This is a genomic window from Pseudomonas mercuritolerans, assembly GCF_025706525.1.
GTDB classification, from domain to species: domain Bacteria; phylum Pseudomonadota; class Gammaproteobacteria; order Pseudomonadales; family Pseudomonadaceae; genus Aquipseudomonas; species Aquipseudomonas mercuritolerans.
Map to the genome: position 1 here is coordinate 455,000 of NZ_JAMSHA010000002.1, position 17,742 is coordinate 472,741.

The following is a 17,742-nucleotide window of genomic DNA, read 5'->3' on the forward strand; positions in this document are numbered from 1 at the left end:
ATCTCTCAGTCATTTGGCGCCAGGCGCCGCGTTTCTTTAGAGGTCTTACCGGCTACACCTACAGTGAAGGAACCGGGCCCCTAGAAAAGAGCGCTGCTTTATACCAGAAAGACCGGGGTGCAACAACAATCGGTGTGCAATCAATCGGCAAAAGGGCGATTTTTTCCGCCGCAGACGCCTTGAACAAAGGCTGCGGCCAGTTTTGACCACTCGTCGCAGAAATCCCGCCCTACAGCCGATTCAGACTTTTCATCTGGCTGCCCACGCTCGAAACCGTGCAAGAGTGCGTCTGAAAATGCAAAAAGGGGATAGTCATTTGCAATTCAGAGCTCTAGGGTAGGACTTTTCCAGACTGCACTTGCAGATGGGCCTTCGATCTGTAAAGGAAACCGACCATGCGCCTCGCTGCCCTACCTCTGTTGCTCGCCCCGCTCCTGCTGAGCCCCCTCGCCCAGGCCGCCGCGCTGAGCGTGTGTACCGAGGCCAGCCCTGAAGGGTTCGATGTGGTGCAGTACAACTCGCTGACCACCACCAATGCTTCGGCCGATGTGCTGATGAACCGTCTGGTGGATTTCGACACTGCCAGTGGCAAGGTCATCCCAAGCCTCGCCGACAGCTGGGAAGTCAGCACCGACGGCCTGACCTACGTGTTCAAGCTGCACCCGCAGGTGAAATTTCATACAACCGACTACTTCAAACCGAGCCGCGAGCTGAGTGCCGAAGACGTCAAGTTCAGCTTCGACCGCATGCTCGACCCGGCCAACCCGTGGCACAAAGTCGCCCAGAGCGGCTTCCCCCATGCGCAGTCGATGCAACTGCCGAGCCTGATCAAGAAGATCGACGCCCTCGACCCGCTGACCGTGCGTTTTACCCTCGACCATCCGGATTCGACCTTCCTCGCGACGCTGAGCATGGGTTTCGCCTCGATCTATTCCGCCGAATATGCCGACAAACTGATGAAGGCCGGCGCCACCGACAAACTCAACAGCCAGCCGATCGGCACCGGCCCGTTCGTGTTCAATCGCTTCCAGAAAGACGCGGCGATTCGCTACAAGGCCAATCCGGACTATTTCCGTGGCAAGCCTGCGGTCGACCCGTTGATTTTCGCCATCACGCCGGACGCCAACGTGCGCCTGCAAAAGCTGCGACGCAATGAATGCCAGATCGCCCTGTCGCCAAAACCACTGGACGTACAGGCTGCGCTGAAGGAGCCGACGCTGAAAGTCGAAAAGACTGACGCGTTCATGACCGCTTTCGTGGGCATCAACAGCCAGCATCCGCCACTGGACAAGCCGGAAGTGCGCCAGGCGATCAACCTCGCTTTCGACAAGGCCAACTACATCAAGGCGGTGTTCGAAGACACCGCCGAAGCGGCCAACGGCCCGTACCCGCCGAACACCTGGAGCTACGCGAAGAACCTGCCGGGCTATCCACACGACGTGGCCAAAGCCAAGGCGCTGCTGGCCAAGGCCGGCTTGAAGGATGGCTTCCAGACCACGATCTGGACGCGGCCATCGGGCAGCCTGCTCAACCCGAACCCGAGCCTCGGCGCGCAGATGCTGCAATCGGATCTGGCCGAGATCGGCATTCAGGCTGAGATCCGTGTGATCGAATGGGGCGAGCTGATTCGACGCGCCAAGGCCGGCGAGCATGACCTGCTGTTCATGGGCTGGGCCGGCGACAACGGCGACCCGGACAACTTCCTCACCCCGCAATTTTCCTGCGCAGCAGTGAAGTCCGGGACCAACTTCGCGCGGTACTGCAACGCCGATCTGGACAAGCTGATCAGCGCCGGCAAGACCACCAGCGAGCAAGGCGTGCGCACCAAGCTGTATGAACAGGCACAGGCGCAGATCCAGCAGCAGGCGTTGTGGCTGCCGCTGGCGCACCCGACGGCCTACGCTTTGACGCGCAAGGATGTTCAGGGTTATTCCGTCAGCCCGTTCGGACGGCAGGATTATTCCAAGGTCAGCCTCAAATAACCTGCCTGACATACAACCCGTGGATGGAAACAATCTGTGGGAGCGAGCCTGCTCGCGAAAGCGGTCTGTCAGCAAACAATGATGCTGACTGATAAAACGCCTTCGCGAGCAGGCTCGCTCCCACAGGGTCCAGAATTGGCGCCGAGAATTACATCCAGCCACACTCCGCCATCGACAGGGGTTCGCCGTCTCCGACGATGAAGTGATCGAGCACTCGCACGTCGATCAACTCAAGGGTCTTCTGTAGCCGTTTGGTCAGCAGCCTGTCCGCCTGACTCGGATCGGTGTTGCCGGACGGATGGTTGTGGCAGAGGATCACTGCCGCCGCGTTATTGGCCAGCGCGCGCTTCACCACCTCCCGGGGGTGCACGCTGGTGTTGTCGATCGAGCCGCGAAACAGCGCCTCGAAATTCAGCACCTGATGTTTCGAATCGAGAAACAGGCAGCCGAACACCTCGTGCGGCTCATGCCGCAGCATCGCCTTGAGGTAATCGCGGACGACCTGAGGGTTCTCCAGCGCCGGTTTCTGCCGTGAGCGCTCGGCCAGATGGCGCTTGCTCATTTCCTGCGCGGCTTGCAGTTGGGCGAACTTGGCCGGGCCGAGGCCCAATTGTTTGCTGAATGCGTCCTGATCGGCCTCAAGCAGCAAACGCAGGCCACCGAATTGCGTCAGCAGATGCCTGGCAAGGTCGACTGCGCTTTTTCCGGGCAATCCGGTGCGCAGAAAAATCGCCAACAGCTCAGCGTCCGAAAGACTCCCTGCGCCGTGTTCCAACAGCCTTTCCCGCGGCCGTTCCGCCGCCGGCCAATCGCGAATACTCATAGCACCTCCTTGTCTGTGGGCGCCGCTGTTCCGTAGCGGTCGCTGTGATATCGTAGCCCATCTTTTTGGCGGTCGATTCAACCCTGGGGAGGGGCATCGCGCCGCAGTCATCAACGAAATGAAAGGCAGACCTATGCAGCGGCTGTATCGGAAACGCATCGTTCTGGGCGTCGGCGGCGGCATTGCGGCCTACAAGAGCGCCGATCTGGTTCGCCGCCTGATCGACCAGGGTGCTGAAGTGCGCGTGGTCATGACCCATGGCGGCGCCGAATTCATTACCCCGCTGACCATGCAGGCCCTGTCGGGCCACCCGGTTCACCTCGACTTGCTCGACCCTGCCGCCGAAGCCGCCATGGGCCATATCGAGCTGGCGAAATGGGCCGATCTGGTGCTGATCGCCCCGGCCACCGCCGACCTGATCGCCCGCCTGGCCCAAGGCATTGCCAACGATCTGCTGACCACATTGGTGCTGGCCACCGACGCCGTGGTTGCTGTCGCGCCAGCAATGAATCAGGCGATGTGGCGCGACCCGGCGACCCAGGCCAACCTGCAACTGCTCGAAAGCCGTGGCCTGAAGACTTTCGGCCCGGCCTCGGGCAGCCAGGCCTGCGGCGACGTCGGCATGGGCCGCATGATGGAAGCCACCGATCTGGCGCTGCTCGCCGCTGATTGCTTCCAGCGCCAGGCCCTGACCGGCAAGCATGTGGTGATCACCGCCGGTCCGACTCAGGAAAACATCGACCCGGTGCGCTACATCACCAACCACAGCTCCGGCAAAATGGGTTTTGCCCTCGCCGAAGCAGCCGTGGAAGCCGGCGCCCGTGTCACGTTGATCAGCGGCCCGGTGCACCTGCCGACGCCGGATCGCGTGACGCGGATTGACGTGGTCAGCGCCCGCGACATGCTCGCCGCCTGCGAATCTGCCATGCCTTGCGATGTGTTCATCTCGTCGGCAGCGGTGGCGGACTACCGCCCTGAAGTCGTCGCCCCGCATAAACTCAAGAAAGATCCTACGAGCGGTGACGGCTTCGTCCTGCAAATGGTGCGCAACCCGGACATCCTTGCCACCATCGCGACCCGTACCGACCGTCCGTTCAGTGTCGGCTTCGCTGCCGAAACCGAACACCTGCTCGACTACGCTGCACGCAAGCTGAAGGACAAGAATCTCGATCTGATCGTCGCCAACGACGTCGCCAACCCGAGCATCGGTTTCAACAGCGAAGAAAACGCCTGCAGCGTCATCGACCGTGAGCTGCACGCCACGGTTTTCGCCCAGACCAGCAAGAGCAAGATTGCTCGCCAACTGGTCACTTTTATCGCCGAACGTCTGAACCAGGTTTAATTTACATGCACGCTTTGCAAGCCAAGATCCTCGACCCACGCATCGGCACCGAATTCCCGCTGCCGCAATACGCCACCCCGGGCTCCGCCGGCCTCGACCTGCGCGCCATGCTGGAACAGGACATCGTGATCAAACCGGGTGAAACCGTGCTGATCCCCACCGGCCTGTCGGTGTATATCGGTGACCCGAATCTCGCCGCGCTGATCCTGCCACGCTCGGGCATGGGCCACAAACACGGCATCGTGCTGGGCAATCTGGTCGGCCTGATCGACTCCGACTATCAGGGCCCGCTGATGGTCTCCTGCTGGAACCGCGGCCAGAGCGACTTCACCATGACCGTCGGCGAACGCTTGGCGCAATTGGTGCTGGTGCCGGTGGTGCAGGCGCATTTCGAAATGGTTGGAGAGTTTGTCGAGACCGAGCGCGGTACCGGTGGTTTTGGCCATACCGGCACCAAATAACCGGATAGAAATTATTGTGGTGAGGGGGCGTATCCCCTCACCACAAAAAATGCACTACATCGGCAGCAGGTTTTAACACCGTAAATCAAGGTTTTGCTGGTCGCGAGCCCGGTCCGCCGAGGCATCATGGCCCTTTCATAGCACGAACTCTCTGTGGAAAACGCCGTCATACCCTTCAGTTTGAGCCTGCCGTCGAACATTTCGTCGGTCTGTCCCGCCCTTTTCGAGATGGAGCATGTCCACAGATGAGCACCCCCGCCAAGATCGCCCCGAAGCTGCCTGACAGCATTTTCCGCGCCTACGACATTCGCGGCACCGTGCCTGAATACCTCAACGGTGAAACCGCCTACTGGATCGGCCGTGCCATCGGCTCGCAGAGCCTGGCCCAGGGCGAACCGAATGTTTCGGTCGGTCGCGACGGTCGCCTGTCCGGCCCGGAGCTGGTCGCGGAACTCATTCGCGGCATCGCCGAGAGCGGTTGCCACGTCAGCGATGTCGGCCTGGTGCCAACGCCAGCGCTGTATTACGCCGCCAACGTGCTGGCCGGCAAGTCCGGGGTGATGCTCACCGGTAGCCACAATCCGTCGAACTACAACGGTTTCAAAATCGTCATCGCCGGCGACACCCTCGCCAACGAGCAGATTCAGGTGCTCCACGAGCGCATCAAGAACAATGACCTGAGCAGCGGCCAGGGCAGCGTCACTCAGGTCGAAATCCTCGACCGCTACAACACCGAAATCGTCCAGGACATCAAACTGGCCCGCCGCCTGAAAGTCGTGGTCGACTGCGGCAACGGCGCGGCCGGCGTGATCGCCCCGCAACTGATCGAAGCGCTGAACTGCGAAGTCATCCCGCTGTTCTGCGAGGTCGACGGCAACTTCCCGAACCATCACCCGGATCCGGGCAAACCGGAAAACCTCGTCGACCTGATCGCCAAGGTCAAGGAAACCAACGCCGATATCGGCCTGGCCTTCGACGGTGACGGCGACCGCGTCGGCGTGGTGACCAACACCGGCAGCATCGTCTACCCGGATCGTCTGCTGATGCTGTTCGCTCGCGACGTAGTGGCGCGTAATCCAGACGCGGAAATCATCTTCGACGTCAAATGCACTCGCCGTTTGGTGCCGCTGATCAAGGAATACGGCGGTCGGCCGCTAATGTGGAAGACCGGTCACTCGTTGATCAAAAAGAAAATGAAGCAATCCGGTGCGCTGCTGGCCGGAGAAATGAGCGGGCACATCTTCTTCAAGGAGCGCTGGTTCGGTTTCGACGACGGCATCTACAGCGCCGCACGTCTGCTGGAGATCCTCAGCAAGGAAAAATCCACTGCGGAAGAGCTGTTTGCGACCTTCCCGAACGATATTTCCACGCCGGAAATCAATATCCATGTGACCGAAGAGAGCAAATTCAGCATCATTGATGCACTGCACGATGCTCAGTGGGGCGAAGGCGCCGACCTGACCACCATCGACGGCGTGCGGGTCGATTACGCCAAAGGCTGGGGCCTGGTGCGCGCATCCAACACCACACCGGTGCTGGTGCTGCGCTTCGAGGCCGATGACGAGGCTGAACTGCAGCGCATCAAGGATGTGTTCCACGCCCAACTGAAACGCGTTGCACCTGATCTCCAATTACCGTTCTGATCCACCCGGAGCCCTGAATGACCCTCGAACGCGAAGCCGCCGCCAACACTGCCAAGGTCCTGTCCGAAGCACTGCCTTACATCCGACGTTATGTCGGCAAGACCCTGGTGATCAAATACGGCGGCAACGCGATGGAAAGCGAGGAGCTGAAAACCGGCTTCGCCCGCGACATCGTGCTGATGAAAGCCGTGGGCATCAACCCGGTGGTCGTGCACGGTGGCGGCCCGCAGATCGGTGATCTGCTCAAGCGCCTGTCGATCGAAAGCCATTTCGTCGACGGCATGCGCGTCACCGACGCGGCGACCATGGACGTGGTGGAAATGGTCCTTGGCGGTCAGGTCAACAAGAGCATCGTCAACCTGATCAACCGCCATGGCGGCAGCGCCATCGGCCTGACCGGTAAAGATGCCGGGCTGATCCGGGCGAAGAAGCTCACCGTCTCCCGCCAGACCCCGGAGATGACCCAGCCGGAAATCATCGACATCGGCCATGTCGGCGAAGTCGTCGGCATCAATACGGAGTTGTTGAATCTGCTGGTCAAAGGCAACTTCATCCCGGTCATCGCACCGATTGGCGTCGGTGAGAACGGCGAGTCGTACAACATCAACGCCGACCTGGTGGCGGGCAAGGTTGCCGAAGCACTGAAAGCTGAAAAACTGATGCTGCTGACCAACATTGCCGGCCTGATGGACAAATCGGGGCATGTATTGACCGGCCTGTGCACTCAGCAAGTCGACGACTTGATCGCTGACGGCACGATCTACGGCGGCATGCTGCCGAAGATCCGTTGCGCACTGGAAGCGGTTCAGGGTGGGGTTGGCAGTTCGTTGATCATCGATGGTCGTGTGCCGAATGCGATCCTGCTGGAAATCTTCACTGACACTGGCGTGGGTACGCTGATCAGCAATCGCAAGCGTCCCTGATCGCTAATAGCTGAAAGCAAAAGATCGCGGCCTTCGGCAGCTCCTACGGGGATTTCGCACATGCGAGAATCCGCTTTTGCAGGAACTGACGAAGGCTGCGATTTTTTGGTGCGCGCAGGAAAAGCCTGACTCGATACAGCGAAACGTCCGACATCCACTCAGAACAAATCTCCATAGGATCTTCCTCTCATCCAACGGAGATTCACTCATGCAGAAAGATTACGTTCCCTACGGCAGCGATGTTTCAGCAGGCACCTACGAATGCGTGGACTGCGGCCATCGTTATTCCAATCAAGCCAAAACCTCTATGCCACCCTGCCCGCAGTTCAGGAAAACGGCGCATGTCCTGAACGGCTGGAAAACCCTCACCGGCCAGGGTGACGCCCCACAAGATCCGTACCCGGAAAAATCCGAAAAGCCGGCTGCCAGCAAAAAATAATTCTGGAGCGCCTGAGCCATGCAGATCTCGTTCACGATCGACGCCGATGCTTTCGAGCAGGAACAAAAGGAACCGGTAAAAAAGACCTTGCGCATCGGCGACGCTGAAATCGCCCATGCGCTGGAGCGCATCGCCAAAGCCAGTCTGACCGAATACCTGAAAATGCTGGTCGAGGGCGGCATGCCCAGCCGGGCGGACGAAGCCAAGCAGGATCGCCTGCTGTATCTGATCCAGAGTTACTTCGGGCAAACCCTGCCGACCGAATCGCAGATCTCGACGATCTTTCAACTGACCCAGAGCCAAAGCAAAACCCTGTTGAAGAACACCGTATCGCGCTTTCGCAATCAGCTCGACGACATCCTGCAGCACAGCATGCGCGCAGTGATCGAGTCCGCCGAACATGCGCAAAACGTGTTTCTGGTGGTGATCAGCTCGGACGTGATCCGCGATGAATTGAACATGCTCATCACCCAGAACGAGCCGACCTTCAAACCCATCACCAAACGCAAGGGCAGCGCCGGGCAATTCGAGATCAGCGAAGATTCCCACGCATTGCTCTGTGCAACGCTGGGTCTGAATGCCGTTCAGTGACATCGTCGCGGTCAGTGGCTTGCTGCTGACCCTGACCACGTTCATGTTCAATCTGGCGTGGCCGGAGCTCAATGAAGCGCTGGCTGAGGATGAATTTCAAAAAGGTTCGCAGGCCCGCAAGCGCAGTCGAGACAAGGTGATGGCTGCTTTCTACTGGCGAGCATTGCCATTGACGTGCGCTTTCGTGGCGCTGTTTTACGTTAACTTGCCGGCAGCAGTCGGGATCATGCGTAGCAGCACGCTGGACCTTTGGGATTTCGATGTGGATCGCACGTTGTACGTGATGGTGGTTGTTGCGCTATTGGTGTTTGCGCTGGTCAATGTCGGATTCGCGCTGAGACTGCTCAGGAAATGGCAAAAACTGCGTAGACCACTGTAGGAGCTGCCGAAGGCTGCGATCTTTTGATCTTGATCCTGAAAAACAAGATCAAAAGATCGCAGCCTTCGGCAGCTCCTACAGGTATGGATCACACGCCAAATTGCGCGCGGTACGCTTCCACGGCTGGCAAATGCTGTTTGAGCTGCGGATCATCGGCGAGGAATTCCAGCACCTGATTCAGCGAGACGATGCTGATCACCGGGATGCCGAAGTCGCGCTCGACTTCCTGGATCGCCGACAACTCGCCGTTGCCACGCTCCTGGCGGTTCAGTGCGATCAGCACACCGGCGGCTTTGGCGCCGTCCTGGGAAGCGATGATCTGCATCACTTCACGAATGGCGGTGCCGGCGGTGATCACGTCGTCGATGATCAAGACTTCGCCGGTCAACGGTGCGCCGACCAGGCTGCCGCCTTCGCCGTGGGCCTTGGCTTCCTTGCGGTTGAAGCACCATGGCAGGTCACGATCGTGATGCTCGGCCAGCGCAACGGCGGTCGTGGCCGCCAGCGGAATGCCTTTATAAGCCGGGCCAAACAGGACGTCGAAGGAGATGCCGCTTTCGGCGATGGCGGCGGCGTAGAAACGCCCCAGTTGCGCCAGGGCCGAACCGGAGTTGAACAGGCCGGCGTTGAAGAAGTAGGGACTGGTGCGCCCGGACTTCAGGGTGAACTCACCGAAGCGCAAAACGCCGCGATCGATGGCAAAACGAATGAAATCGCGCTGATACGCTTGCATGAAAAAAACCCCAAATACCACGGATTTAGCTAATTAGCTTGACGCCGTGTATCATACACGCACGCGATTTTTGGGGCCATTTATGCGGATCATCAGTGTGAACGTCAATGGTATTCAGGCGGCAGTCGAGCGCGGTTTGCTCAGTTGGCTGCAAGCCCAGAATGCCGACGTCATCTGCCTGCAGGACACCCGTGCCTCCGCCTTTGAACTGGATGACCCAGCCTTCCAACTGGATGGCTACTTCCTTTATGCCTGCGATGCTGAAGTCCCTGCCCAAGGCGGCGTGGCTTTGTATTCGCGGTTGCAACCGAAGGCTGTCATCAGCGGTCTCGGTTTCGAGACGGCCGACCGCTACGGGCGCTACCTGCAAGCAGATTTCGACAAAGTCAGTATTGCCACCTTGCTGTTTCCTTCGGGGATGAACGGCGATGAGGACTTGAACCAGAAGTTCAAGCTCATGGACGATTTCGGCAAGTACCTGGACAAACAGCGACGCAAACGTCGCGAGTACATTTATTGTGGCTCGCTGTACGTTGCGCAGCAGAAACTCGACATCAAGAACTGGCGCGACAGCCAGCAATCTCCAGGCTTCCTCGCGCCGGAACGCGCCTGGATGGACGAGATTGTCGGCAACATGGGCTATGTCGATGCGCTGCGCGAAGTCAGCCGCGAAGGCGATCAGTACAGCTGGTGGCCGGATAACGAACAGGCCGAGATGCTCAATCTGGGCTGGCGTTTCGATTATCAGATCCTGACCCCTGGCCTGCGTCGCTCGGTGCGCAGCGCACGCCTGCCGCGTCAGCCACGGTTCTCGCAGCACGCGCCGTTGATCGTCGACTACGACTGGACGCTGACCATCTAAGCGTTTTATCGCAGCCAAAGAAAATGCCCGCATCGTGAGATGCGGGCATTTTTTATGCGCCTGTCTATGCTAGACCGCAGCGAAGAATGGCAAGGCCAGGTACAACTTGATCACGATGACGTTAACGATATCGATGAAGAACGCTCCTACCATCGGCACCACCAGAAACGCGATCTGCGACGGCCCATAGCGCTGCGTCACGGCTTGCATGTTGGCAATCGCCGTCGGCGTGGCACCCAGACCAAAGCCGCAATGCCCCGCAGCGAGCACGGCAGCATCATAGTTGCTGCCCATCACCCGGAACGTCACGAAAATCGCGAACAGCGCCATGACCAGCGCCTGCACGGCCAGAATAATGAAGATCGGCAATGCCAGCGCCGCCAGATCCCAAAGCTTCAGCGACATCAAAGCGATTGCCAGAAATAGCGAGAGGCTGACATTGCCGAGCACGGAAACTTCGCGCTCGAATACCTGATACAAGCCAAGCGCTGACAGACTGTTGCGCAACACCACACCCACAAACAGCACGCAGACAAACGCCGGTAACTCGAAAGCAGTGCCTTGCAGCAAGCCATTCAAAAGATTGCCTGCGAGCAGGCTGACGGCAATCAGCGCCAGCGTCTCGACGAACGAAAAAGGCGTGATCGAACGTTCCTTGTTCGGCTGTTCAAAACCTTTTGGCAATCGCGGCGGTTGTTGCGCACTGCAACCCGGCACCTGCACACGCTTGATCAGCAACCGCGCGACGGGCCCACCGATCAGCCCGCCCAGCACCAGACCGAACGTCGCTGAGGCCAGCGCCAGTTCCGAAGCCGAGGCCAGGCCATATTTCTCGCTGAACACCGCGCCCCATGCAGCGCCAGTGCCGTGACCGCCGGCGAGCGTGATGGACCCCGTCAGCAAGCCCATCAAAGGATCAAGCCCAAGCAAAGTTGCCAACCCTATTCCCATGGCGTTCTGCACCACCAGCAAGCCAATGACCGCCAGCAGAAAGACGCCGACAACGCGACCACCCTTTTTCAGGCTGGCGAGGTCCGCGCTCAAGCCAATCGTGGCGAAGAAAGCCAACATCAACGGTGTTTGCAATGATGTATCGAAGCGGACTTCTATATCGCAAGTGCGCAATATCAACAGGAGCACGGCAACCACCAGGCCGCCCGCCACCGGTTCAGGAATATTGTAACTTCGCAGAAAGCCGACACGCGTAACGAGTCCGCGTCCGAGCAGTAATACTAAGGAAGCGGCCACGAGCGTGCCGTAGAAATCGAGCTCAATCATGTGGATTATTCTTGGCTAAGTATTCACGAGGCGAGCGTTTACCTGGGCTCGACGGGTGAACCGGCTGATTTTCTCAACACTGATTACTGGGGAATTCAAGTGCCATCGATGGCTTGAACATATCGGAATGTTTCAATCGAAACATTACATTGGGCAACTTTAACAACCCGTTCGCGCCAATAACAAGAACGGGAATAAGCACTGGATCGATCAGTTGTGACCAAACATGTAATAGACGAATATCAGCAAATAAATGCCAAACCGCACATCGTTAACAGACTAGTCCTACAACAAAAACCAATTATTAGGTTGCACAAATAAAAATGCCCCGATAAGTCGGGGCATTTTCATATTGCGATACAACAGACTTTCACTTGATCAGTCGCCAAGTGAACGGATATCTGTAAGGAAAACCTTCGTTGGCTTTCACACCTGCAATGATCGTCAGGACCAGTGCCGCTATCGCCAGCAAGCCAAACAGGAAGAAACCAATGATCAGCAGCATGAGCAGGAAGCAGATCATTGAGGCTATCGCCACCGTGATCTGAAAATTCAGCGCCTCTTTACCCTGCGCATCGATGAACGGGTCCTTCTCGCGTTTCATCTGCCAAAGGATCAGCGGCCCGATCAGATTGCCGAAGGGAATCCAGATCCCCAGCAAGGCGGACAAGTGACAGAACATCGCCCATTGGCGAACCTCCTGGCTCGGTTTGGGCAGCAACTCTTGCTCGTCACTCATCACGTCCTCCTTTTGGTCAAGAACCTCAGTCGGCCAGTGCAGCCTTCTGCAGTTCGAAGATCTCGTTCATGCCTTTCTTCGCCAGTTCCAGCATGGCATTCAAATCTTCAGGCTGGAAAGGGGCGCCCTCGGCGGTGCCCTGCACTTCGATGAAACCACCGGTGCTGGTCATCACCACGTTCAGATCGGTTTCAGCTGCGGAATCTTCAAGATAGTCCAGATCCAGCACCGGCTCGCCCTGGTACATGCCCACCGAGACCGCACCGATCATCTGCTTGAGCGGGTCACCGCCTTTCAGGCCGCCGCGCTTCTTGATCACTTTCAAGGCATCGACCAGCGCAACCATGGCGCCGGTGATGGACGCGGTGCGAGTACCGCCATCGGCCTGGATCACGTCGCAATCGACATACAGGGTCACGTCGCCGAGCTTGGACATGTCCAGCGCTGCGCGCAGGGAACGGCCGATCAGGCGCTGGATTTCCAGAGTACGACCGCCCTGCTTGCCACGGCTGGCTTCACGCTGGTTACGCTCGCCGGTGGCGCGCGGCAGCATGCCGTACTCGGCAGTCAACCAGCCCTGGCCCTGGCCTTTGAGGAAGCGCGGTACGCCGTTTTCGACGCTGACGGTGCAAATGACTTTGGTATCACCGAATTCGACCAGTACGGATCCCTCGGCGTGTTTGGTGTAGTTGCGGGTGATGCGGATCGAGCGGAGCTGATCGGCAGCGCGACCACTTGGACGTTTCATAGGGATACCTGTACTGAGGACGGAAAACTGCGGAGCATTATAGAGCGCCGCACCGCGAGAGGGCACTGGTTAAAACCGCCGGCCGACGACCGAAGCCCCTCAAGCACGCATAACCGACGGGCTGCAGCGCTTTGTCACACCGTGTGTTTGGGCGCATTCGCCGCACTGCGCTACAATCCTGCGCCTTTGCTGCCAGTCGGCTTAAATTCATTGAAATCGCGCCTGCGAAACAACGTTTCGCGCCGATCTGCATTGCGAGGTCACCGCCATGGTGCACAGCATGACCGCCTTCGCCCGCGTCGAGAAAGCCGGCGTTCAGGGCACCCTGAGCTGGGAGCTGCGCTCGGTCAACAGCCGCTATCTGGAACCGCACCTGCGCTTGCCCGAATCGTTTCGCGACCTCGAAGGCGCCGTACGTGAAGCACTGCGTCAGGGCCTGTCGCGGGGCAAACTGGAATGCACGCTGCGCTTCACCGAAGAAAGCACCGGCAAACAGCTGCAAGTGGACCGCGAGCGCGCCGCGCAACTAGTGGCCGCCGCGGAAACCGTTGCCGGGCTGATCAAGAATCCCGCCGCGCTGAATCCGCTGGAAGTGCTGGCCTGGCCCGGCGTGCTGGTAGCCGATGCGTCCGACCCGCAAGCGCTGAACGCCGAAGCGCTGGCGCTGTTCAATCAGGGCTTGAAGGACTTGAAGGCTGGCCGCGAGCGCGAAGGCGCGGAGCTGGCTCGCTTGATCAACGACCGCCTGACTTCCATCGAAGAAGACGTGGTGACCCTGCGAGAACTGGTGCCGCAGATGCTCGCCACCCAGCGCCAGAAAGTCCTCGACCGCTTTGCCGACATGAAGGCCGAGCTCGACCCGCAGCGTCTGGAACAGGAAATGGTCATCCTCGCGCAAAAAAGCGACGTGGCCGAAGAACTGGATCGCCTGAGCACCCACATCATCGAAGTTCGCCGGGTGCTCAAGTCCGGTGGTGCCGCCGGGCGGCGTCTGGACTTCCTGATGCAGGAGCTCAACCGCGAAGCCAACACACTGGGCTCCAAAGCCTTCGACCCGCGCAGCACCCAGGCCGCCGTCAACCTCAAAGTGTTGATCGAGCAGATGCGCGAACAAGTGCAGAATATTGAGTAAGGCTACCCTGACATGACCCAACACACCGGCACCCTGTACATCATTTCCGCGCCATCGGGCGCGGGCAAGAGCAGCCTGGTCAAGGCGTTGACCGACGCCGATCCGGAGATTCGCGTTTCCGTTTCGCACACCACCCGCGCCATGCGCCCGGGCGAAGTGGATGGCGTGAACTACCATTTCGTGACCCGCGAAGAGTTCGTGAAGATGGGCGAGCACGGCGACTTCCTTGAACGCGCCGAAGTCTTCGGCAACTTCTACGGCACCTCGCAAAGCCGTTTGCAACAGACCCTGGACGAAGGTCACGACCTGATTCTGGAAATCGACTGGCAAGGCGCCGAGCAAGTGCGCAAGCTGATGCCGCAAGCGCGCTCGATCTTCATCCTGCCGCCATCGCTGCAAGCCCTGCACCAGCGCCTGACCAACCGCGGCCAGGACAGCGACGAGATCATCGACGGCCGCATGCGCGAAGCGGTCAGCGAGATGAGCCATTACGTCGATTACGATTACCTGATCATCAACGACGATTTCGCCCACGCGCTGGACGATCTGAAAGCGATTTTCCGCGCCAATCAGCTGCAACAGAAACGCCAGCAAGTGCGTTTCGGCAAATTGCTGGCTGAATTGCTCGGCTAAATCAGCACTTCCCAAAATGCCTGCAAGCGCTTTACATTGGTGCTTGCAGCGCGTTGAAGGGTCTGGTCAAAAAATCAGCGCTTCCCTAATCGCTGGTGATTTTTTAAACTGCTCAGTCCGCTCGCCCAACCGGGCAGCGCGCATATTGCATTCGCTCCGAGGAATACCATGGCCCGCGTAACCGTTGAAGACTGCCTAGAACACGTGGAAAACCGCTTTGAGCTGGTCATGCTCTCTACCAAGCGTGCCCGTCAACTGGCCACCGGCGGCAAAGAGCCATTGGTGCAGTGGGAAAACGACAAGCCGACCGTTGTCGCGCTGCGTGAAATTGCTGAAGGCCTGATGAGCTACGAGTTCATCGCCGAGCAGGAAATCGTCCAGGATGAACCGCTGTTCGCAGCGTTCGAGGACGAGTCGAACGAGGCCGTCTAAGCCTATGCCTGGTCGACGTAGCACGGCGCGGGGTCACAGCTTTCGGCAGGAATCATCATGCCGAGCATAGACGCCCTCGCCGATCGCTTATCGACCTACCTCGGCAACGACCAGGTCAACCTGGTCCGCCGAGCGTATTTCTACGCCGAACAAGCCCATGACGGTCAACGCCGTCGCAGCGGCGAGGCGTACGTCACGCATCCTCTTGCCGTGGCCAATATTCTTGCCGACATGCACATGGACCATCAGAGCCTGATGGCCGCGATGCTGCATGACGTGATCGAAGACACCGGTATCGCCAAGGAAGCGCTGCAAGCGCAGTTCGGTGAAACCGTGGCCGAACTGGTCGACGGGGTCAGCAAACTGACCCAGATGAATTTCGAGACCAAGGCCGAAGCCCAGGCGGAAAACTTCCAGAAAATGGCCATGGCCATGGCGCGCGACATCCGGGTGATCCTGGTAAAACTCGCCGACCGTCTGCACAACATGCGCACGCTGGAAGTGCTGTCCGGCGAAAAGCGCCGACGCATCGCCAAGGAAACCCTCGAGATCTACGCACCCATCGCCAACCGGCTGGGCATGCACGCGATCCGCATCGAGTTCGAAGACCTAGGTTTCAAGGCAATGCACCCGATGCGTTCCGCGCGAATCTACCAGGCGGTCAAACGCGCCCGGGGCAACCGCAAGGAAATCGTCAACAAGATCGAAGAGTCCCTCGGCCATTGCCTCGCCATTGACGGCATCCAGGGTGAAGTCAGCGGTCGCCAGAAACACCTCTACGGCATCTACAAGAAAATGCGCGGCAAGCGTCGGGCCTTCAACGAGATCATGGACGTCTATGCGTTCCGGATCATCGTCGACAAGGTCGATACCTGCTACCGCGTGCTGGGTGCTGTGCATAATTTGTACAAGCCGTTGCCAGGACGCTTCAAGGATTACATCGCGATCCCCAAGGCCAACGGCTACCAGTCGCTGCATACCACGCTGTTCGGCATGCACGGTGTACCGATCGAGATCCAGATCCGCACCCGCGAAATGGAAGAGATGGCCAACAACGGCATCGCCGCGCATTGGCTGTACAAATCCAGCGGCGACGAGCAGCCGAAAGGCACTCACGCCCGCGCCCGCCAGTGGGTCAAAGGCGTGCTGGAAATGCAGCAACGCGCCGGCAACTCGCTGGAATTCATCGAGAGCGTGAAAATCGACCTGTTTCCGGACGAGGTCTACGTGTTCACGCCAAAAGGCCGGATCATGGAGCTGCCGAAAGGCTCCACGGCGGTCGACTTTGCCTACGCGGTACACACCGATGTCGGCAACAGCTGCATCGCCTGCCGGATCAATCGTCGTCTCGCGCCGCTGTCCGAACCGCTGCAAAGCGGCTCCACGGTCGAGATCGTCAGCGCCCCCGGCGCACGGCCAAATCCGGCGTGGCTCAACTTCGTCGTTACCGGCAAGGCGCGCACGCACATTCGTCATGCGTTGAAACTGCAACGCCGTTCGGAGTCCATCAGTCTCGGCGAACGTCTGCTGAACAAGGTCCTCAACGGTTTCGACAGCTCGCTGGAAAAGATTCCGGCCGAGCGCGTCAAAGCGATGCTTACCGAATACCGTCTCGAACTGATCGAAGACCTGCTCGAAGACATTGGCTTAGGCAATCGCATGGCCTACGTGGTCGCCCGCCGCCTGCTTGGCGAAGGCGAACAACTGCCGAGCCCGGAAGGCCCGCTGGCGATTCGCGGCACCGAAGGCCTGGTGCTCAGTTACGCCAAGTGCTGCACGCCGATCCCCGGCGACCCGATTGTCGGGCACCTGTCGGCGGGCAAAGGCATGGTCGTGCACCTGGACAACTGCCGCAACATCAGCGAAATCAGGCACAACCCGGAAAAATGCATCCAGCTCTCGTGGGCCAAGGATGTCACCGGCGAATTCAACGTCGAGCTGCGCGTCGAGCTGGAACACCAGCGTGGCCTGATCGCCCTGCTGGCCAGCAGCGTCAACGCGGCCGACGGCAACATCGAGAAAATCAGCATGGACGAACGCGATGGTCGTATCAGCGTCGTGCAGTTGGTGGTCAGCGTCCACGATCGTGTGCACCTGGCCCGCGTGATCAAGAAACTGCGCGCCTTGACCGGGGTGATCCGCATCACCCGCATGCGCGCATAACCTGCCTATTACAAGGAGTCCTACATGACCAAAACCGTCATCACCAGCGACAAGGCCCCGGCCGCCATCGGCACTTACTCCCAGGCGATCAAGGCAGGCAACACCGTTTACATGTCGGGCCAGATTCCTCTGGACCCGAAAACCATGGAACTGGTCGAAGGCTTCGAAGCCCAGACCGTCCAGGTCTTCGAGAACCTCAAAGCCGTGGCCGAAGCCGCCGGCGGTTCGTTCAAGGACATCGTCAAACTGAACATCTTCCTCACCGATCTGAGCCACTTCGCCAAGGTCAACGAGATCATGGGCAAGTACTTCGACCAGCCATACCCTGCCCGCGCCGCCATTGGCGTGGCCGCCCTGCCGAAGGGTGCGCAGGTTGAAATGGATGCCATTCTGGTCATCGAGTGATGCGCACGGCGCGGCCTCCACGCCGCGCCGACTG

The 17,742-nt window shown here is 59.2% G+C and carries 18 protein-coding genes and 1 pseudogene; 14 read left to right on the forward strand and 5 right to left on the reverse strand.

Annotation, left to right across the window (positions count from 1 at the left end; all coding sequences use genetic code 11):
* Positions 1 to 395: 395 nt before the first annotated feature.
* Positions 396 to 1,982 (forward strand): ABC transporter substrate-binding protein, encoded by a 1,587-nt coding sequence (locus ND528_RS06880; protein WP_212617433.1) that lies wholly within the window; start codon positions 396 to 398, stop codon positions 1,980 to 1,982.
* Positions 1,983 to 2,130: 148 nt separating this feature from the next.
* On the opposite strand, the gene radC is transcribed toward ND528_RS06880, so the two are convergent.
* Positions 2,131 to 2,805: a RadC family protein gene (gene radC / locus ND528_RS06885; protein WP_095181239.1), complete on the reverse strand. Its 675-nt coding sequence runs from the start codon at positions 2,803 to 2,805 to the stop codon at positions 2,131 to 2,133.
* 133 nt (positions 2,806 to 2,938) lie between these two features.
* Between radC and coaBC the strand changes: the two genes are divergently transcribed.
* From coaBC to ND528_RS06920, 7 genes and pseudogenes are all read left to right on the forward strand, one after another.
* On the forward strand, positions 2,939 to 4,147 hold the full coding sequence (gene coaBC / locus ND528_RS06890) for a bifunctional phosphopantothenoylcysteine decarboxylase/phosphopantothenate--cysteine ligase CoaBC (protein WP_130912053.1): 1,209 nt from the start codon (positions 2,939 to 2,941) through the stop codon (positions 4,145 to 4,147).
* Positions 4,148 to 4,152: 5 nt separating this feature from the next.
* Positions 4,153 to 4,608: a dUTP diphosphatase gene (dut, locus tag ND528_RS06895; protein ID WP_263469962.1), complete on the forward strand. Its 456-nt coding sequence runs from the start codon at positions 4,153 to 4,155 to the stop codon at positions 4,606 to 4,608.
* 239 nt (positions 4,609 to 4,847) lie between these two features.
* Positions 4,848 to 6,251, forward strand: a pseudogene (locus tag ND528_RS06900) (phosphomannomutase/phosphoglucomutase); the annotation flags it as partial.
* 17 nt (positions 6,252 to 6,268) lie between these two features.
* Entirely contained in the window at positions 6,269 to 7,174 is a 906-nt protein-coding gene (gene argB / locus ND528_RS06905) for an acetylglutamate kinase (RefSeq protein ID WP_130912047.1), read from the forward strand.
* A 208-nt stretch (positions 7,175 to 7,382) separates the two neighbouring features.
* The gene (locus tag ND528_RS06910) at positions 7,383 to 7,613 is read left to right on the forward strand and encodes a hypothetical protein (protein WP_016772547.1); all 231 of its coding nucleotides are present in this window, start codon (positions 7,383 to 7,385) and stop codon (positions 7,611 to 7,613) included.
* Positions 7,614 to 7,631: 18 nt separating this feature from the next.
* Positions 7,632 to 8,204 carry a hypothetical protein gene (locus tag ND528_RS06915; RefSeq protein ID WP_123441840.1) on the forward strand — a complete coding sequence of 191 codons (573 nt, stop codon included), beginning with the start codon at positions 7,632 to 7,634 and terminating at the stop codon, positions 8,202 to 8,204.
* The gene (locus ND528_RS06920; RefSeq protein ID WP_263469963.1) at positions 8,191 to 8,583 is read left to right on the forward strand and encodes a hypothetical protein; all 393 of its coding nucleotides are present in this window, start codon (positions 8,191 to 8,193) and stop codon (positions 8,581 to 8,583) included. Before ND528_RS06915 ends, ND528_RS06920 begins: the two co-directional genes overlap by 14 nt.
* Positions 8,584 to 8,671: 88 nt before the next feature.
* Here ND528_RS06920 and pyrE read toward each other — a convergent pair whose 3' ends face one another.
* On the reverse strand, positions 8,672 to 9,316 hold the full coding sequence (pyrE, locus tag ND528_RS06925; protein ID WP_027616815.1) for an orotate phosphoribosyltransferase: 645 nt from the start codon (positions 9,314 to 9,316) through the stop codon (positions 8,672 to 8,674).
* 82 nt (positions 9,317 to 9,398) lie between these two features.
* Here pyrE and ND528_RS06930 point away from each other — a divergent pair, with 82 nt between their 5' ends.
* A complete protein-coding gene (locus tag ND528_RS06930) occupies positions 9,399 to 10,178 on the forward strand; it encodes an exodeoxyribonuclease III (protein WP_016772543.1) in 780 nt (259 codons plus the stop codon).
* A 69-nt stretch (positions 10,179 to 10,247) separates the two neighbouring features.
* Here the strand turns inward: ND528_RS06930 and gltS are convergent, their stop codons facing one another.
* The 3 genes from gltS to rph form a co-directional block, all read right to left on the reverse strand.
* Complete coding sequence (gltS, locus tag ND528_RS06935) at positions 10,248 to 11,456, reverse strand: sodium/glutamate symporter (protein ID WP_263469964.1); 1,209 nt, start codon at positions 11,454 to 11,456, stop codon at positions 10,248 to 10,250.
* A 370-nt stretch (positions 11,457 to 11,826) separates the two neighbouring features.
* Positions 11,827 to 12,195: a DUF4870 domain-containing protein gene (locus ND528_RS06940; RefSeq protein ID WP_016772541.1), complete on the reverse strand. Its 369-nt coding sequence runs from the start codon at positions 12,193 to 12,195 to the stop codon at positions 11,827 to 11,829.
* 25 nt (positions 12,196 to 12,220) lie between these two features.
* Positions 12,221 to 12,943 (reverse strand): ribonuclease PH, encoded by a 723-nt coding sequence (gene rph / locus ND528_RS06945; protein ID WP_027610407.1) that lies wholly within the window; start codon positions 12,941 to 12,943, stop codon positions 12,221 to 12,223.
* 268 nt (positions 12,944 to 13,211) lie between these two features.
* On the opposite strand from rph, the gene ND528_RS06950 reads away from it, so the two are divergent.
* The 5 genes from ND528_RS06950 to ND528_RS06970 all read left to right on the forward strand — a co-directional run bounded on the left by ND528_RS06950 (position 13,212) and on the right by ND528_RS06970 (position 17,708).
* Complete coding sequence (locus ND528_RS06950) at positions 13,212 to 14,075, forward strand: YicC/YloC family endoribonuclease (protein ID WP_263469965.1); 864 nt, start codon at positions 13,212 to 13,214, stop codon at positions 14,073 to 14,075.
* Between the two features lie 12 nt (positions 14,076 to 14,087).
* A complete protein-coding gene (gmk, locus tag ND528_RS06955) occupies positions 14,088 to 14,708 on the forward strand; it encodes a guanylate kinase (protein WP_039757364.1) in 621 nt (206 codons plus the stop codon).
* A gap of 168 nt (positions 14,709 to 14,876) precedes the next feature.
* Positions 14,877 to 15,140, forward strand: a complete 264-nt coding sequence (gene rpoZ, locus ND528_RS06960) for a DNA-directed RNA polymerase subunit omega (RefSeq protein ID WP_008030604.1) — start codon at positions 14,877 to 14,879, stop codon at positions 15,138 to 15,140.
* 57 nt (positions 15,141 to 15,197) lie between these two features.
* Positions 15,198 to 17,303, forward strand: coding sequence for a bifunctional GTP diphosphokinase/guanosine-3',5'-bis pyrophosphate 3'-pyrophosphohydrolase (gene spoT, locus ND528_RS06965; protein WP_007920338.1), 2,106 nt, complete (start codon positions 15,198 to 15,200; stop codon positions 17,301 to 17,303).
* 24 nt (positions 17,304 to 17,327) lie between these two features.
* On the forward strand, positions 17,328 to 17,708 hold the full coding sequence (locus tag ND528_RS06970) for a RidA family protein (RefSeq protein ID WP_014340863.1): 381 nt from the start codon (positions 17,328 to 17,330) through the stop codon (positions 17,706 to 17,708).
* Positions 17,709 to 17,742 lie beyond the last annotated feature (34 nt).

Excerpts from the sequence above, each read along its gene's own strand:
- ND528_RS06880 (WP_212617433.1), top strand. The coding sequence starts at position 396 with ATGCGCCTCGCTGCCCTACCTCTGTTGCTCGCCCCGCTCCTGCTGAGC.
- radC (WP_095181239.1), bottom strand. The coding sequence starts at position 2,805 with ATGAGTATTCGCGATTGGCCGGCGGCGGAACGGCCGCGGGAAAGGCTG.
- coaBC (WP_130912053.1), top strand. The coding sequence starts at position 2,939 with ATGCAGCGGCTGTATCGGAAACGCATCGTTCTGGGCGTCGGCGGCGGC.
- dut (WP_263469962.1), top strand. The coding sequence starts at position 4,153 with ATGCACGCTTTGCAAGCCAAGATCCTCGACCCACGCATCGGCACCGAA.
- argB (WP_130912047.1), top strand. The coding sequence starts at position 6,269 with ATGACCCTCGAACGCGAAGCCGCCGCCAACACTGCCAAGGTCCTGTCC.
- ND528_RS06910 (WP_016772547.1), top strand. The coding sequence starts at position 7,383 with ATGCAGAAAGATTACGTTCCCTACGGCAGCGATGTTTCAGCAGGCACC.
- ND528_RS06915 (WP_123441840.1), top strand. The coding sequence starts at position 7,632 with ATGCAGATCTCGTTCACGATCGACGCCGATGCTTTCGAGCAGGAACAA.
- ND528_RS06920 (WP_263469963.1), top strand. The coding sequence starts at position 8,191 with ATGCCGTTCAGTGACATCGTCGCGGTCAGTGGCTTGCTGCTGACCCTG.
- pyrE (WP_027616815.1), bottom strand. The coding sequence starts at position 9,316 with ATGCAAGCGTATCAGCGCGATTTCATTCGTTTTGCCATCGATCGCGGC.
- ND528_RS06930 (WP_016772543.1), top strand. The coding sequence starts at position 9,399 with ATGCGGATCATCAGTGTGAACGTCAATGGTATTCAGGCGGCAGTCGAG.
- gltS (WP_263469964.1), bottom strand. The coding sequence starts at position 11,456 with ATGATTGAGCTCGATTTCTACGGCACGCTCGTGGCCGCTTCCTTAGTA.
- ND528_RS06940 (WP_016772541.1), bottom strand. The coding sequence starts at position 12,195 with ATGAGTGACGAGCAAGAGTTGCTGCCCAAACCGAGCCAGGAGGTTCGC.
- rph (WP_027610407.1), bottom strand. The coding sequence starts at position 12,943 with ATGAAACGTCCAAGTGGTCGCGCTGCCGATCAGCTCCGCTCGATCCGC.
- ND528_RS06950 (WP_263469965.1), top strand. The coding sequence starts at position 13,212 with ATGGTGCACAGCATGACCGCCTTCGCCCGCGTCGAGAAAGCCGGCGTT.
- gmk (WP_039757364.1), top strand. The coding sequence starts at position 14,088 with ATGACCCAACACACCGGCACCCTGTACATCATTTCCGCGCCATCGGGC.
- rpoZ (WP_008030604.1), top strand. The coding sequence starts at position 14,877 with ATGGCCCGCGTAACCGTTGAAGACTGCCTAGAACACGTGGAAAACCGC.
- spoT (WP_007920338.1), top strand. The coding sequence starts at position 15,198 with ATGCCGAGCATAGACGCCCTCGCCGATCGCTTATCGACCTACCTCGGC.
- ND528_RS06970 (WP_014340863.1), top strand. The coding sequence starts at position 17,328 with ATGACCAAAACCGTCATCACCAGCGACAAGGCCCCGGCCGCCATCGGC.